Here is a 14,718-nt window from a genome sequence, read left to right as displayed (position 1 = left end):
TGCCGTAGCTGTCGTCGCGCGCCGCCAGGTGGCATTGCGGGACGGCCGGCGGGCGGCGGGTCAGGTGCCGGGCAGCGGGTCCTGGTCCACCTCGTGCCGGCGGGTCCGGATGTCCGGGCCCGTCGGGTGCAGTTTGGCGTCGCACGCGGGTCCCAGCCCGGTACGGCGGGACTCCGCTCCGGTGAGGGGACGTCCGCACAGGGCGCAGCGCACGACGCGGCGGCCTGAGGCCGGCGCGGGCCCGGCCTGTGGCTCGGGGAACTCGGGAAAGGGCTCGGGGGACTCCACGGGATGATCCTCTCAAGCCGGTGCGGCGCACCGCGAGAAGCGGTGGCGCTTCGGCCCGGGTTCCTCCGCGAGCGGCCGGGCCTCCGTGACGCGGGACAGCGGGGTGATCGGCTTCGGAGCGGCGCGGTGAACCGGCAGACGACCCGCGGCCGACACCGGCACCCCCGTCCGCAGGGCGCCCACCGGACCGTGTACGGCTGTGGGAGGGTATCGGTCCATGACGGCCCAATCTCTGACAGAACCCCGCGGACGCCCCCGTCCGACAGGGCGTCCCGGGCGGCTCCCCCGGCCTCAGGGAGGTGTCGCGTGGACATGATCCACCTCCGAGCCGTCAGCCCGCCGGATCTCACCGAGCGGGTGGAGGAGCTTCTCACCGGTGATCCGTACGTCCTGAACCTGGTCGTCCTGCGGGGTGCGGCGCGCGGGCCCGACGGCGACTCCGTCGCCTGCGACGTGCTCACGGGGGCTGCGGACGAGGTCCTGCGCGGCCTGCGGGAACTCCAGGTCGACCGGCGCGGCTCCGTCGTCGTCGAGTCCGTGGACATGGCCTTCCCGGGGAGGGCCACGGACGATGCGGCGCGCAGACTCGGGGTACGCGTCGGGGCACCGGTCTGGGAGCAGGTGGAGGCACGTATCCGGTCCGGCGGGAGATACCCTCCGAGCTTCTATTTCTACCTGGTCGTCGCGGGTCTGATCGGCTCGGTCGGTATCGTGACCAACTCCCAGATCCTGATCGTCGGCGCGATGGTCGTCGGACCCGAGTACGGGGCCATCGTCGCGGTGGCGCTGGGTATGGACCGCAAGGACCGGCCCATGGTCCGAAAGGGTTTGTCCGCGCTCGGTTCGGGTCTTCTGCTGACGATCGCGATCACCTTGCTCTTCAGTCTGCTCATCCGCGCCTTCGGTCTTCAGTCCGAGGCGTTCGACCGGGGGCTGCGTCCCGTCTCGGACCTGATCAACACCCCCAACTTCTTCTCGTTCGCAGTCGCGGCGCTCGCCGGCGTCGTCGGCATCGTCTCGCTCACCGAGGCCCGCACGAGCGCCCTGCTCGGGGTGTTCATCTCCGTCACGACCATCCCGGCGGCAGCGGCCATCAGCGTATCGACGGCCTTCGCGAGCTGGTCCGAGGCGTGGGGTTCCCTGGTGCAGCTGCTGGTCAACATCTCGGTCCTCATCGTGGTGGGCGCGGGTGCGCTCAGGTGCCAGCGGGCGATCTGGCGGCGCGCGGGCCCTGGCGGGATCCGCGGCGGTCCCCGCACCTGAGGACTGTCCCGCGATCCCTGGCGGGGCCGAGCGGGTACCGGACCGCGCCGAGCGGCCGGAAACGAGCCGAGCCGGGATGATGGAGGGGTGCGGGCCGCCCCCACGGCCTCACCAGCCGCCAGGAGGGCCGTCATGCCCCAGGAACCCACCTCACCGCTCCGTGCCGCTCCGGGTGCGACACCGCAGGAACGGGCCGCTCTCGGCCGGGCCGCCCGTAAGCGGGCCCCCCGGTCGGGCCACGGCACGTACGAGCCACCGGCGGGACGGCCGGATCCGCTGGCCCTCCTGGAGGCCCAGTCGGCGGCCAGGGTGCGCGAGCTCGTTCCGATCCGGTACGGACGGATGACGGAGTCGCCGTTCCGCTTCTACCGGGGGGCTGCCGCGATCATGGCCTCCGACCTGGCCGGGACGCCGGTCTCCGGTATCAGGGCCCAGCTCTGCGGTGACGCCCACCTGCTGAACTTCAGGCTGCTCGCCTCCCCCGAACGCAATCTGCTCTTCGACATCAACGACTTCGACGAGACCCTCCCGGGACCCTGGGAGTGGGATGTGAAGCGGCTGGTGGCCAGTCTCGTCATCGCGGGGCGTGCCAACGGCTTCTCGGACAAGGAGCGGGCCCGCATCGTGCAGGCCACCGTGCGCTCGTACAGGGAGTCGATGACCGCGTTCGCGGAGATGCGGAACCTCGAGGTCTGGTACACGAAGACCGACGTGGACCGTCTGCGGGCGGTGGCCTCGGACAAGCTCGCCGCGAGGGGCCGCAAGCGGGTGGCGAGGGCGACGGCGAAGGCCCGTACCCGGGACAGTCTGCAAGCGTTCGGCAAGCTCACCGAGGTGAGCGGCGGGAGGCTCAGGATCGCCGCGGATCCGCCCCTGGTCGTGCCTGTCGCCGATCTGCTGCCCGACGCGGAACGCCGCGCGACGGAAGGGCAGTTCCGCAGGCTTCTGCGGCGCTACGGCCGCAGCCTGCCCTCGGACCGGCGCGCCCTGCTCGGCGACTTCGAGCCCGTGGACCTGGCCCGCAAGGTCGTGGGAGTGGGCAGCGTCGGGACGCGCTGCTGGATCATCCTGCTGCTGGGCAAGGACGGCGGGGACCCGCTCTTCCTCCAGGCCAAGGAGGCGGACACCTCCGTGCTCGCGCCGCACGCGGGGGCGAGCGTCTACCGGAACCAGGGCGAACGGGTGGTGGCCGGCCAGCGCCTGATGCAGGCCGCGGGTGACATCTTCCTCGGGTGGGAGCGGGTGCAGGGGTTCGACGGGAAGCGCAGGGACTTCTACCTGCGCCAGCTGCGCGACTGGAAGGGCATCGTCGAGCCCGAGCTGATGGTGCCGCGCGGTATGACCGCCTTCGGAGAGCTGTGCGGCTCGACGCTGGCCCGTGCGCACGCGAGGTCCGGCGACCGCATCGCCATCGCGGCCTATCTCGGCCGCGGCGACGTGTTCGACCGGGCCCTGGTGACGTTCGCCGAGCTGTACGCCGACCAGAACGAGAGGGACCATCAGGCACTGGTCGACGCGGTGTCCGCCGGCAGACTTCCGGCGGCCCACGAGGGCAAAACGTAGCGGACCTGCATTCGCTGCCATCCGACAGCGGGTACATCGCAGACATAAGCGGACATCGTGGTATCACCGTGTGGACCCCCGCCGGGCGGCATGCCCCGGCCGGGACCCGACACCGAGGAGACCATGACCATGTCGGCCGAACCGGTCGGAGCACCCGGCACGGAGGCCCCGGATCCGCTCGTGGTGGTCCGCACCCGGGGATACGCGGTGCTGCTGATCATGGTGGCACTCCTCGGAATCCCCATCTCCGCGGCGGCGTTCGGGTTCCTCGCGCTCGTCCACGAACTCCAGTCCCTGACCTACGAGGACCTCCCCCGGGGGCTGGGCTTCGACGGCACACCGTCGTGGTGGCCGGTGCCTCTGCTCGCCGTATCGGGCCTGCTGACCGGGCTGGCCGTCCGTTACCTGCCCGGTACGGGCGGACACGAGCCGGCCGAGGGGTTCGTCAATTCGGGGGCGCCGACCGCCGCACAGCTTCCGGGGATCGCGCTCGCCGCACTGGCATCCCTGGGGCTCGGCGTGGTCCTCGGCCCCGAAGCCCCCCTCATCGCCCTCGGCGGCGGACTCGCCGTGTACGCGGCGCGCCTGCTGAAGCCGGGCATCGAGCCGAGCGCGGGCGCGATGGTGGCGGCGGCCGGCAGTTTCGCCGCCGTCAGCGCACTGCTGGGATCGCCGCTTCTCGGCGCGTTCCTGCTGATGGAGGCGTCAGGACTCGCCGGGATGATGCTGGGGCTCGTGCTCGTGCCCGGGCTGCTGGCCTCGGGTATCGGTTCACTCATCTTCATCGGCCTGGGCTCGTGGACCGGCCTGGGGACGTACTCGCTGACCCTGCCTCACGTGCCGCACACCCCTCAGCCCACCTTCGCCGAGTTCGGCTGGGCACTCGTCCTCGGAGCGGCGGCGGCACTCGTCGGCACCGGGATCAAGCGGCTGTCCCTGTCCCTGCGCGACCGGGTCTCGCAGCGGCGGGTCGTCGCGACCGTGGTGATGGGCCTGACCGTAGGTGTGCTGGCCCTCCTCTACGCGGAGAGCACGGGCAGGGACGCCTCCGAGGTGCTCTTCTCGGGCCAGGACGACCTCGGCAGCCTGCTCGCCGAGGACGCCACCTACACGGTCACGACGCTTCTCGTGCTGATCGTCTGCAAGTCGCTCGCCTACTCCGCGTCGCTGAGCGCCTTCAGGGGCGGCCCCATCTTCCCGTCGATGTTCCTCGGGGCGGCAGGCGGGCTGGCGCTCTCGCACCTGCCCGGCCTGAACGCCACGTCCGGCTTCGCGATGGGTATCGGCGCCATGTGCGTGGCGATGCTCCGGCTGCCGATGACATCGGTCCTGCTGGCCACGCTCCTGCTGGGACGCGAGGGCATCACCGTCATGCCGCTCGTGATCGTCTCCGTGGTGGTCTCCTACGTCCTGGTGCTCAGGCTCGAGCGTCCCTCGAAGGCGAGCACAGCGCCCAGATGACGAAGATGTTGATCGCGATGAGGACGATCGACCAGAACGGGTAGTACGGGAGCCACAGGAAGTTTGCGACCACCAGGAGGCCCGCGATCAGGACGCCGACGGCCCGGGCCCAGAAGGCTCCGGTGAACAGCGCGAAGCCGGCGAGCACGACGACGATGCCCAGGATGAGGTGCACCCAGCCCCAGCCGGTCAGGCTGAACTGGAACGCGTAGTTGCGGGTCGAGACGAACACGTCGTCCTTGGCGATCGCGGCGATCCCTTCCAGGATCGCCATCGCTCCGCCGAAGATCATCATCACCGCGGCGAACACGGTCCAGCCTGTCGCGGCGACCCCGCGCCCACCGCCGGAGTCGTGCCCCGCTCGCGTTCCGCTCATGCTTCCAGCCATCTCGGCCTCCTCGGTTCCACAGCCGACGTCGGCACGGATGTGCCGATTTGTGGCTTATGTTCCTCTTACTCAGACTGACACGCCATCACCCGATCGGCACATGGGCGCCTGTACTCATGTCTCTATACAGAGATATGCTCCTGGATATGAGAGAAGCGGAGCCCCGGGATTCCGTCGACGCCCGGCTCGCGGCGCGGCTGTCCTCGCTGCGCACCGAGCGCGGCTGGTCCCTCGACGAGCTGTCCGGCCGGGCCGGAGTGAGCCGCTCCACGCTGTCGCGGCTGGAGCGCGGCGAGCTGAGCCCGACCACGTCCGTACTCGGACGGATGTGCACCGTGTACGGGCGGACGATGTCACGCCTCCTGATGGAGGTGGAGGAGGAACCGCCGCCGCTCGTCCGGGAGGCCGACCAGCCCGTCTGGCGCGACGAGCGCTCCGGGTTCGTGCGCCGGTCCGTCTCGCCGCCCCACCCCGCGCTGCGCGGCGAGGTCGTCCAGGGCACGCTCGACGCGGGCGCCGCCGTCGCCTACGAGAACGCTCCTGTGCCAGGGGTGGAGCAGCACATCTGGGTGCTAGACGGCACGGTCGAGATCACCGTCGAAGGCACCGTGCACACCGTGCGCCGGGGCGACTGCCTGCGCTTCCGGCTGCGCGGCCCCTCCCACTTCCACTGCCCCGGACCGGATCCGGTCCGCTACGCCCTGATGATCGTCCTGCCGTGAACGTGAAAGGACCCGCTTCATGACCGAGATCGTCCCCGTGTCCGGCCCCGAGCTGGTCACGTACGCCGATGAGCTCGCCACCCTGCTGATCGAGGCCGTGGAGGGCGGCGCCTCCGTGGGATTCCTCTCACCGCTGGACCGGACGGCCGCGGCCGCCTGGTGGCGGGAGCGAGCCGAGGCGGTGGACTCGGGCAGCCAGCAGGTATGGATCGCACGGGACGGCGACGCACGCCTGGTCGGCACGATCAGCCTGGTCAGGACGACCCTGCCCAATGCCCGCCACCGTGCGGAGGTCACCAAGCTCGTGGTCGGGCCGTCGGCGCGCGGCCGGGGCATCGGCCGCGCGCTGCTCACCGCCGTCGAGGAGTGGGCCGCCGCGGCGGGACTGACCCTGCTGGTCCTGGACACCGAGACGGGAAGCGACGCCGAGCGCCTGTACCGGTCCGAGGGCTGGACCCCGTGCGGATCGGTCCCGGACTACGCGGCGGACCCCTACGGGACGCTCAGGGCCACCACCTTCTACTACCGGGCACTCGGCCGCCCCGGTACCTCCGGCTGAAGGGCGTCACAATGGGAGCGACGCCACGCTTATCGAGGAGACAACGCATGACGCTGCACGACATCCCGCTCCGCACGCTCGCCGGCGAGCCGACGACCCTGGGCGCCTACAAGGGCTCGGCCCTCCTGCTGGTGAACGTCGCCTCCAAGTGCGGGCTCACTCCCCAGTACGCCGGCCTGGAGAACCTTCAGAAGGCATACGGGGACCGGGGGTTCACGGTTCTCGGGGTGCCCTGCAACCAGTTCGCGGGCCAGGAGCCGGGCACGGCGGAGGAGATCCAGACGTTCTGCTCGACGACCTACGGGGTCAGCTTCCCGCTGCTGGAGAAGGTCGACGTCAACGGCGAGAACCGGCACCCGCTCTACACGGAGCTGACGAAGCTCGGCGATTCCGAGGGCGCGGCCGGTGACGTCCAGTGGAACTTCGAGAAGTTCCTGATCTCCCCGGCCGGTGAGCCGGTAGCCCGGATCCGCCCCCGCACCGAGCCGGAGGCCCCCGAGGTCGTGGCCGTGATCGAGGCGAACCTGCCGCGCTAGCGGGACGGACGAACAGGAGGGCCGGACCGTCTCGGCGGTCCGGCCCTCGTCGCGTCCGAGCCGGGGCCCTAGCGGATCGGCATCCCGGACAGGGTGCGGGCGATCACCAGGCGCTGGATCTCGCTCGTACCCTCGAAGATGGTGTAGATCGCGGCGTCACGGTGCATGCGCTCCACCGGGTACTCGCGGGTGAAGCCGTTCCCGCCGAGGATCTGCACGGCCTGCGCGGTGACCGTCTTGGCCGTCTCGCTCGCGTACAGCTTCGACATCGACCCCTCGGCCGCGGTGAACGGCTTCCCGGCGCTCGCCATCCAGGAGGCGCGCCAGACGAGCAGCCGCGCCGCGTCGATCTGCGTACGCATGTCGGCCAGTTGGAAGGCGATGCCCTGGTTGTCGATGATCGGGCGGCCGAACTGGGTCCGGGTCCTCGCGTAGTCGAGGGCGACCTCGTAGGCCGCCCGGGCGGTGCCGACCGCCATGGCACCGACGGCCGGGCGCGATGCCTCGAAGGTCGCCATCGCCGCGTTCTTGACCCTCCCCCAGCCTCCGGCCGGGGGTACCCCCACCTCGCTCCGCTCGCCGCCCGACTTGACGCGCTCGCGGGCACGGGCGAGACGCTCGTCGAGCTTCTCCTTGCCGCCGAGCAGGCAGTGGCCCGGGATCCGCACGTCCTCCAGGACGACCTCGGCGGTGTGCGAGGCGCGGATGCCGTGCTTCTTGAACTTCTGGCCCTGCGACAGGCCGGGGGTGGCCGGCGGGACGATGAAGGAGGCGTGGCCCTTCGAGCCGAGCTCTGGGTCGACGACGGCGACGACGACGTGGACGTTGGCGATTCCGCCGTTGGTCGCCCAGGTCTTGGTGCCGTTGAGCACCCACTCGTCCTTGGCCTCGTCGTAGACCGCGCGGGTGCGCATCGAGGCCACGTCCGAGCCGGCGTCGGGTTCGGAGGAGCAGAAGGCGGCGACCTTCACGTCGTCGGCGTCACCGTACATCTGGGGTATCCAGGTGCCGATCTGCTCCTCGGTGCCGTTGGCGAGGACGCCCACGGCCGCGAGGCCCGTGCCGACGATCGACAGGGCGATACCCGCGTCGCCCCAGAACAGTTCCTCCATCGCCATGGGAATGCCGAGGCCCGTGGGGTCGAAGAACTGCTGGGCGTAGAAGTCGAGGGAGTAGATGCCGACCTTGGCCGCCTCCTGGATGACGGGCCACGGCGTTTCCTCACGCTCGTCCCACTCCGAAGCGGCCGGCCGGATCACCTCGGCCGCGAATCCGTGCAGCCAGTCACGGACCTGCTTCTGGTCGTCGTTGAGTTCGAGCGTGAACTCGGCCATGTTCCCTCCATGCACTTCTGGATAACCCGTTACTAGCGGTAACTGCAGTCTGTTACCAGCAAGTAGCCTCTGTCAACCGCCCGGCTGCGGATCAACGCACGGCTGAGCAGGGTGTTACGTTGCCCGGGCGTGACGAGATCGAGGACAGCCGGGTGGGGTGGGAGAGACGACATGGAGACCGCACGAGGGGCCGAACGGCAGCGAACGGCGGCGGAGCGGCGCCGCAGGGAGTTGCTCGAAGCGGCGGACCGAGTGGTGCTCAGGGACGGCCCCAAGGCCTCGATGAACGCGATCGCCGCCGAGGCCGGGATCACGAAGCCCATCCTCTACCGGCACTTCGGCGACAAGGGCGGCCTGTACCGCGCCTTGGCCAAGCGGCACACCGACGCCCTCCTCAGCGCCCTCAGAGCCGCCCTTGACGCCCCTTCCGAGCGCCGCGAACGCGTCGAGGCGACCCTGGACACCTACCTGGCGGCGATCGAGGCGCGGCCGCAGGTCTACCGCTTCCTCATGCACCCCTCGGACGACGCGGCCCCCTCGCCCGAGCAGGGCTTCGACGTCGGCCGGCACTCTGCCCCGCTGCTGCGCCGCCTCGGCGAGGAGCTGGGCAAGGTGATCATGGAACGGGTCGATCTCGGACCGGACAGCGAGCAGATGGCCCGCATCTGGGGCCATGGCATCGTCGGCATGATGCACGCGGCCGGGGACTGGTGGCTGGGCGACCGCCCCTGCTCGCGCGAGCAACTGGTGCACAGCCTCGCCGATCTGCTCTGGGGCAGGCTGGCCGAGGCCGACGACCGGCCGGGCGGCCAGGGCTTCTGAGGCCGCCCGGACGCGGGTCAGGCGGTGTCCGTACGCCCCCACGCCGCACGCCGGGCGGCCCGCAGCGCCCTCGTGCGCCGGAGTCCGGTCAGCCGGTCCGTGTAGACGCGGCCGTCGAGGTGGTCGCACTCGTGCTGCAGACAGCGGGCGAACCAGCCCGTGCCGGTGATCCGCACCGGCTCCCCCGTCACGCTCCGCCCCTCGACCACGGCATGATCGAAACGCGGCGTGCCCGCTTCGAGGCCCGGGAGCGACAGACAGCCCTCCGGTCCGCGTACGGTGATCCCGTCCGCCTCGACGAGTACCGGATTGACGAGGTGACCGAGGTGCCGGACCTCGTCGTCGTCCGGGCAGTCGTAGACGAACACCTTGAGCGGGACGCCGATCTGGTTCGCGGCGAGCCCGACACCGTTCGCGGCGTACATGGTGGCGAACATGTCATCCACCAGCCGGGCGAGCGACGGCCCGAAGTCGGTGACGTCGTCGCACGGGCTGTGGAGCACGGGTGCGCCGAACAGGCTCATGGCACGAACGCGTCCGGAACTGCCGGGGATCGGGCGGTTTCGCATGGGGAGAAGCGTACGTTCCACGTGACCTCCACGTTCCGTGTGGTGCCGAGGTGCGGTCGTCGCGCCGGACATCGATAGGCTGGGCGCGGACTTACGCAAGGAGGATCTAGGACGATGGCAGGCAACACGGAGCCGTTGTCGCCGCGGGCCAAGCTCGCCGTGACGGCGGGCAAGGCCGCGGCGGCGGTGTCGCGCGCTGCGGGGCGCGGCAGCGGATCGGTGATCGGCGGCCGGGTGGCGCTCAAGCTCGACCCCGACCTGCTCGGGCGGCTGGCGCAGCACCTGGACGTGATCCTCGTGTCCGCGACGAACGGCAAGACGACCACCACCCGGCTGATCGCGGAGGCGCTGAGGGCCGCGGGGCCCGTCGTGTCGAACGCGCTCGGGGCCAACATGCCCGCGGGGATCACCTCCGCGCTGGCGGGCGGCTCGGACGCCAGGTACGGCGTGATCGAGGTCGACGAGAAGTACCTCGCCGGCGTGGCGCGCGACACGACCCCGAAGGTGATCGCGCTGCTCAACCTCTCCCGCGACCAGTTGGACCGCGCGGCGGAGACCCGGATGCTGGCCGAGAAGTGGCGGGAGGGCCTGTCGGGCTCCAAGGCCGTGATCGTGGCCAACGCCGACGACCCGCTGATCGTCTGGGCCGCCTCCTCCTCCCCCAACGTGGTGTGGGTCGCGGCGGGACAGGCGTGGAAGGACGACGCCTGGTCCTGCCCGTCCTGCGGCGGTGTGATGCAGCGCCCGGGCGACGACTGGTTCTGCGGCGAGTGCGGCTTCCGGCGCCCCGCGCCGAGCTGGGCGCTCAACGGTGACTACGTCCTGGATCCGCACGGTTCCGCGTGGCCGATCCACCTGCAGTTGCCGGGCCGGGCCAACAGGGCCAACGCCACGAGCTCCGCCGCCGTGGCCGCGGTCTTCGGCGTCCCGCCGCAGGTCGCGCTGGAGCGCATGTACCAGGTGCAGGCGGTCGCCGGCCGCTACGACGTCGTGTCCTTCCTCGGTCGCGAGCTCCGGCTCCTGCTGGCGAAGAACCCGGCAGGCTGGCTCGAGACGTTCTCCCTGATCGACCCGCCGCCCACGCCGGTCATCCTCTCGGTGAACGCACGTGGCGCCGACGGCACGGACACCTCCTGGCTGTGGGACGTCGACTACACCCAGCTCTACGGCCACCCGATCTTCGTGCTCGGCGACCGCAAGCTGGACCTGGCGGTCCGGCTCGAGGTGGCCGGACTCGACTTCCGCGTGTGCGAGAACCTGGACGAGGCCGTCCAGATGGCTCCGCCCGGCCGCATCGAGGTCATCGCCAACTACACCGCCTTCCAGGATCTGCGCCGTCGTGTCGGCAACTGACCCCCGCGCGGGCTCCCCCCGGAGAGGACGAAGCATGAGCAACAACAGCCTGCGGCTGGTGTGGGTCTACCCGGACCTCCTCAGCACCTACGGCGACCAGGGCAACGCCCTGGTCGTGGAGCGCCGGGCACGGCAGCGCGGTCTCGACGTGTCGCGCGTGGACGTGCGCAGCGACCAGCCCATCCCGACATCGGGCGACATCTACCTCATCGGGGGCGGTGAGGACCGGCCGCAGCGTCTGGCCGCGGAGCGGCTCCGCCGCGACGGCGGACTGAGCAGGGCCGCGTCGAACGGCGCGATCATCTTCTCCGTCTGCGCGGGCTACCAGATCCTCGGCCACGAGTTCATCAACGACCTCGGCGAGCGCGAGCCCGGCCTCGGGCTGCTCGACGTCGTCTCCACCCGGGGCGAGGGCGCGCGCTGTGTCGGCGACGTCCTCGGTGACATCGACCCGAATCTGGGGCTGCCGCCCCTGACCGGTTTCGAGAACCACCAGGGTGTCACCCACCTCGGACCGTCGGCACGCCCGTTCGCGCGGGTCCGGCTCGGCCAGGGCAACGGCACGGGTGACGGCACGGAGGGCGCGTACAACGACACCGTGTTCGGCACCTACATGCACGGTCCGGTGCTGGCGCGGAATCCGCTGATCGCGGACCACCTGCTGAAGCTGGCCCTTGACGTGAACGCCCTGCCGCCGAGCGACGACCGGTGGTACGAGGCGCTGCGCGCCGAACGCATCTCGGCGGCGACGCAGCCCGCCTGACCCACCGTGCCGGACCGGCCCTCCGCGGGGCCGGTCCGGCACGTCCACGGCCCTCGTACATCCGACGGCCGTCCAGCAGTCGGACAGAGGGTTCGGTCCGGTCACCCGGCGCCGGTAGGGTGGCGGGGATCCAACCGGACGACGTGGTCCGGCGTCGGCCCACGTTGCAAAGGTTTCCCGGGCAATGCGAATTGGTGTGCTCACCTCCGGCGGCGACTGCCCCGGCCTCAACGCCGTCATCCGTTCCGTCGTGCACCGCGCGGTGGTCGACCACGGCGACGAGGTCATCGGCTTCCACGACGGGTGGAAGGGCCTCCTCGAGTGCGACTACCGCAAGCTCGACCTCGACGCGGTGGGCGGCATCCTCGCCCGCGGCGGCACGATCCTCGGCTCCTCCCGCGTGCAACCCGCGCACCTGCGTGACGGCGTGGAGCGGGCCAGGGGCCACGTGGCCGACCTCGGTCTGGACGCGATCATCCCGATCGGCGGCGAGGGCACGCTGAAGGCCGCCAACCTACTGTCCGAGGCCGGGCTGCCCATCGTCGGGGTGCCGAAGACCATCGACAACGACATCGCCTCCACCGACGTCACCTTCGGGTTCGACACGGCCGTCGGGGTCGCGACCGACGCACTGGACCGTCTGAAGACGACGGCGGAGTCGCACCAGCGGGTGCTGATCGTCGAGGTCATGGGCCGCCACACCGGCTGGATCGCCCTGCACTCGGGCATGGCGGCCGGCGCGCACGCCATCGTCGTCCCCGAGCGGCCCTTCGACATCGAGGAGCTGACCGAACTCGTCGGCCGGCGCTTCTCGGACGGCAAGAAGTTCGCGATCGTCGTGGTGGCCGAGGGCGCCAAGCCCCGCGAGGGCTCCATGGACTTCAACCAGGGCACCAAGGACATCTACGGCCACGAGCGGTTCGCGGGAGTCGCCACGCAGCTCTCCGGCGAGCTGGAGCACCGCCTCGGCAAGGAGGCCCGCCCCGTGATACTGGGCCACGTCCAGCGCGGCGGCACCCCGACCGCGTACGACCGCGTCCTCGCCACCCGCTTCGGGTGGCACGCGGTGGAAGCGGCCCACCGTGGTGAGTTCGGCATGATGACGGCCCTGCACGGCACCGACATCACGATGGTTCCGCTGGCCGCAGCCGTGGAGACCCTGAAGACGGTACCGGCCGAGCGCTACGCCGAGGCGCAAGTCGTTCTCTGAGCGCCACGACGCCCCGTGAACCGCCCCCGGCCGCATCAGCGGCCGGGGGCGGTTCTAGTCTGGTCCGGACAACCGGCACGAAACGGGGACGTCCCCAGCGGGAGTGAACAGATGGATCACAGCGGGCACGGCATGAACATGGATCTGCCGCCGTTCACGCTGGGGCGGGGGCTCGAGTTCTCCGCGGACCCGGTCTTCCTGATCGGCTGCGTCCTCGCACTCGCTCTGTACGGATACGGGGTCGTGCGGCTGCGCGTGCGTGGCGACGGGTGGCCGGTGAACCGGATCGTCTTCTTCGTCGTCGGCGTGCTGTCCATCGCCCTCGTGATGTGCACCGGCCTCAACGACTACGGCATGGTCATGTTCAGCGTGCACATGGTGCAGCACATGGTCATCAGCATGGTGTCACCGATCCTGCTGCTGCTGGGTGCGCCCGTGACGCTGGCCCTGCGGGCCCTGCCGGTCGCCGGACGGGGCCGGACCGGTCCGCGTGAGCTGCTCCTGATGCTGCTGCACAGCCGCTACATGAAGATCATCACGCACCCGGCGTTCACGATCCCGCTCTTCATCGCGAGCCTGTACGGGCTCTACTTCACCCCGCTGTTCGACTTCCTGATGGGTTCGAAGACCGGCCATCTCGCGATGATGGTGCACTTCCTGGCGGTCGGCCTGGTGTTCTTCTGGCCGATCATGGGTGTCGACCCGGGGCCGCACCGGCCCGGTTACGTCATGCGGATGCTGGAGCTCTTCGCGGGCATGCCGTTCCACGCGTTCTTCGGTATCGCCCTGATGATGGCGAGCCAGCCGATGGTGAAGGTGTACGAGAACCCTCCGGCCTCCCTCGGCATCGACGGCCTGAGCGACCAGTCGGTCGCCGGCGGCATCGCGTGGGCGTTCAGCGAGATCCCGTCGGTGCTCGTGCTGATCGCGCTCGTCTTCCAGTGGTACCGCTCCGAGCAGCGGACCGCCAAGCGCTCGGACCGTGCCGCCGACCGTGACGGCGACCAGGAGCTGAAGGCGTACAACGCATATCTCGCGTCATTGCAGGCACGCGGACGGTAGCGGAGGGGACGCCCGAGGGGTGACCATGGCTTCAACGGCCGTGCGGCCGGCGAGGAGCGTGTGCTCATGCCTGGATCCACGAAGACCATGGGAGTGCTCACTGTCGGCACGCTGGTCGCGGTGACCGCGTACACGGTGGCACTGGGGAGCAACGGCTGGCTCTGGTTCGGCTGGGTGGTTCTGGGGCTCGCCACCCTGGGGATGGCAGCCACTCGCGACACCTGACGGGGTCGGCACCGGGTGCGGAGGCGGTGCCTCAGAGGCCCAGCGGGGCGGTGGTGCGGGATTCCGAGTCATACGTCCGCGCCCCCGTCCACCGGCCCTCCAGGGCGCCGGTCGCCGTCCCCGCGGCCGTGAGGAACATGTCGGCGTCGGCGGCGACGACTGGGCCGCCTCTGCCGCGGGCGAGGCTGACGTGCGGAACCCAGCGCGCGGGGTTGTGCAGCGGACGGGACCTCTCGTTCCCCGGCGCTCCCCGCAGGATGTGCCGGACCGTCGCGTGCAGGCGCATCAGGGCGTCGTCGGGACTGACCGCCCAGGCGAGCACGTATGTCCGCCCGCCCGTGAACCGTACGAGCCCGTCGAGACGCAGCGGGACGGGCAGGACCACCAGCGCCTCCTCCAGCCGCTCGCACACGTCCGGCGGCAGGACGTCCGAGGTGGCGAGCGTGAGGTGCGGGCGGTTCGTCGGATGCCGGTGGGCGGCGAGGCTGGGCAGTCCCGCACGCGCCAGCCCTTCCCACACGTCCCGGACGGCGTTCTCCGTCGACTCGTCGGGCAGCAGTTCCACGCTGTGCACGCGGCCAGCTTAGTAAAGGACACGCG

17 protein-coding genes are annotated in these 14,718 nt (G+C 70.8%); 12 read left to right on the top strand and 5 right to left on the bottom strand.

Annotated features, from left to right (window positions below):
- Positions 1-60: 60 nt before the first annotated feature.
- Positions 61-288 carry a DUF6011 domain-containing protein gene (locus OG206_RS28385; RefSeq protein WP_327121037.1) on the bottom strand — a complete coding sequence of 76 codons (228 nt, stop codon included), beginning with the start codon at positions 286-288 and terminating at the stop codon, positions 61-63.
- 306 nt (positions 289-594) lie between these two features.
- Here OG206_RS28385 and OG206_RS28380 point away from each other — a divergent pair, with 306 nt between their 5' ends.
- The 3 genes from OG206_RS28380 to OG206_RS28370 all read left to right on the top strand — a co-directional run bounded on the left by OG206_RS28380 (position 595) and on the right by OG206_RS28370 (position 4,575).
- A complete protein-coding gene (locus tag OG206_RS28380) occupies positions 595-1,551 on the top strand; it encodes a DUF389 domain-containing protein (RefSeq protein WP_327121035.1) in 957 nt (318 codons plus the stop codon).
- Positions 1,552-1,683: 132 nt separating this feature from the next.
- On the top strand, positions 1,684-3,114 hold the full coding sequence (locus OG206_RS28375; protein WP_327121033.1) for a DUF2252 domain-containing protein: 1,431 nt from the start codon (positions 1,684-1,686) through the stop codon (positions 3,112-3,114).
- Positions 3,115-3,243: 129 nt separating this feature from the next.
- Entirely contained in the window at positions 3,244-4,575 is a 1,332-nt protein-coding gene (locus OG206_RS28370) for a chloride channel protein (RefSeq protein WP_327121031.1), read from the top strand.
- Here OG206_RS28370 and OG206_RS28365 read toward each other — a convergent pair.
- The gene (locus tag OG206_RS28365; protein ID WP_442805907.1) at positions 4,532-4,963 is read right to left on the bottom strand and encodes a DUF7144 family membrane protein; all 432 of its coding nucleotides are present in this window, start codon (positions 4,961-4,963) and stop codon (positions 4,532-4,534) included. The two genes, OG206_RS28370 and OG206_RS28365, sit on opposite strands and share 44 nt — an antisense overlap.
- A gap of 146 nt (positions 4,964-5,109) precedes the next feature.
- Between OG206_RS28365 and OG206_RS28360 the strand changes: the two genes are divergently transcribed.
- Genes OG206_RS28360 through OG206_RS28350 form a run of 3 tightly spaced genes read left to right on the top strand, consistent with a single transcriptional unit; the run spans position 5,110 to position 6,780 of the window.
- Positions 5,110-5,685 (top strand): helix-turn-helix domain-containing protein, encoded by a 576-nt coding sequence (locus tag OG206_RS28360; RefSeq protein WP_327121029.1) that lies wholly within the window; start codon positions 5,110-5,112, stop codon positions 5,683-5,685.
- Positions 5,686-5,704: 19 nt separating this feature from the next.
- Complete coding sequence (locus tag OG206_RS28355) at positions 5,705-6,244, top strand: GNAT family N-acetyltransferase (protein ID WP_327121027.1); 540 nt, start codon at positions 5,705-5,707, stop codon at positions 6,242-6,244.
- A 47-nt stretch (positions 6,245-6,291) separates the two neighbouring features.
- A complete protein-coding gene (locus tag OG206_RS28350) occupies positions 6,292-6,780 on the top strand; it encodes a glutathione peroxidase (protein WP_327121025.1) in 489 nt (162 codons plus the stop codon).
- Positions 6,781-6,848: 68 nt separating this feature from the next.
- Here the strand turns inward: OG206_RS28350 and OG206_RS28345 are convergent, their stop codons facing one another.
- Complete coding sequence (locus tag OG206_RS28345; RefSeq protein ID WP_327121023.1) at positions 6,849-8,114, bottom strand: acyl-CoA dehydrogenase family protein; 1,266 nt, start codon at positions 8,112-8,114, stop codon at positions 6,849-6,851.
- Between the two features lie 171 nt (positions 8,115-8,285).
- Between OG206_RS28345 and OG206_RS28340 the strand changes: the two genes are divergently transcribed.
- Complete coding sequence (locus tag OG206_RS28340) at positions 8,286-8,936, top strand: TetR family transcriptional regulator (protein ID WP_327121021.1); 651 nt, start codon at positions 8,286-8,288, stop codon at positions 8,934-8,936.
- Positions 8,937-8,953: 17 nt separating this feature from the next.
- On the opposite strand, the gene def is transcribed toward OG206_RS28340, so the two are convergent.
- Positions 8,954-9,505: a peptide deformylase gene (def, locus tag OG206_RS28335; protein ID WP_327121019.1), complete on the bottom strand. Its 552-nt coding sequence runs from the start codon at positions 9,503-9,505 to the stop codon at positions 8,954-8,956.
- Positions 9,506-9,619: 114 nt separating this feature from the next.
- Here def and OG206_RS28330 point away from each other — a divergent pair, with 114 nt between their 5' ends.
- From OG206_RS28330 to OG206_RS28310, 5 genes are all read left to right on the top strand, one after another.
- On the top strand, positions 9,620-10,858 hold the full coding sequence (locus OG206_RS28330; protein WP_327121017.1) for a Mur ligase family protein: 1,239 nt from the start codon (positions 9,620-9,622) through the stop codon (positions 10,856-10,858).
- A 34-nt stretch (positions 10,859-10,892) separates the two neighbouring features.
- Positions 10,893-11,621 carry a type 1 glutamine amidotransferase gene (locus tag OG206_RS28325; RefSeq protein ID WP_327121016.1) on the top strand — a complete coding sequence of 243 codons (729 nt, stop codon included), beginning with the start codon at positions 10,893-10,895 and terminating at the stop codon, positions 11,619-11,621.
- Between the two features lie 184 nt (positions 11,622-11,805).
- A complete protein-coding gene (locus OG206_RS28320) occupies positions 11,806-12,831 on the top strand; it encodes a 6-phosphofructokinase (protein ID WP_327121014.1) in 1,026 nt (341 codons plus the stop codon).
- A 111-nt stretch (positions 12,832-12,942) separates the two neighbouring features.
- Positions 12,943-13,893: a cytochrome c oxidase assembly protein gene (locus tag OG206_RS28315; RefSeq protein WP_327121012.1), complete on the top strand. Its 951-nt coding sequence runs from the start codon at positions 12,943-12,945 to the stop codon at positions 13,891-13,893.
- A 66-nt stretch (positions 13,894-13,959) separates the two neighbouring features.
- Positions 13,960-14,118, top strand: a complete 159-nt coding sequence (locus OG206_RS28310) for a hypothetical protein (RefSeq protein ID WP_327121010.1) — start codon at positions 13,960-13,962, stop codon at positions 14,116-14,118.
- Between the two features lie 31 nt (positions 14,119-14,149).
- On the opposite strand, the gene OG206_RS28305 is transcribed toward OG206_RS28310, so the two are convergent.
- Positions 14,150-14,692, bottom strand: coding sequence for a 2'-5' RNA ligase family protein (locus OG206_RS28305; RefSeq protein WP_327121009.1), 543 nt, complete (start codon positions 14,690-14,692; stop codon positions 14,150-14,152).
- Between the last annotated feature and the right edge of the window lie 26 nt (positions 14,693-14,718).

Origin of the sequence: Streptomyces sp. NBC_01341, assembly GCF_035946055.1 — a bacterium.
GTDB lineage: Bacteria > Actinomycetota > Actinomycetes > Streptomycetales > Streptomycetaceae > Streptomyces.
Note: the sequence above shows the minus strand (reverse complement) of the source record. Positions and strands in the feature narration are given on the sequence as shown.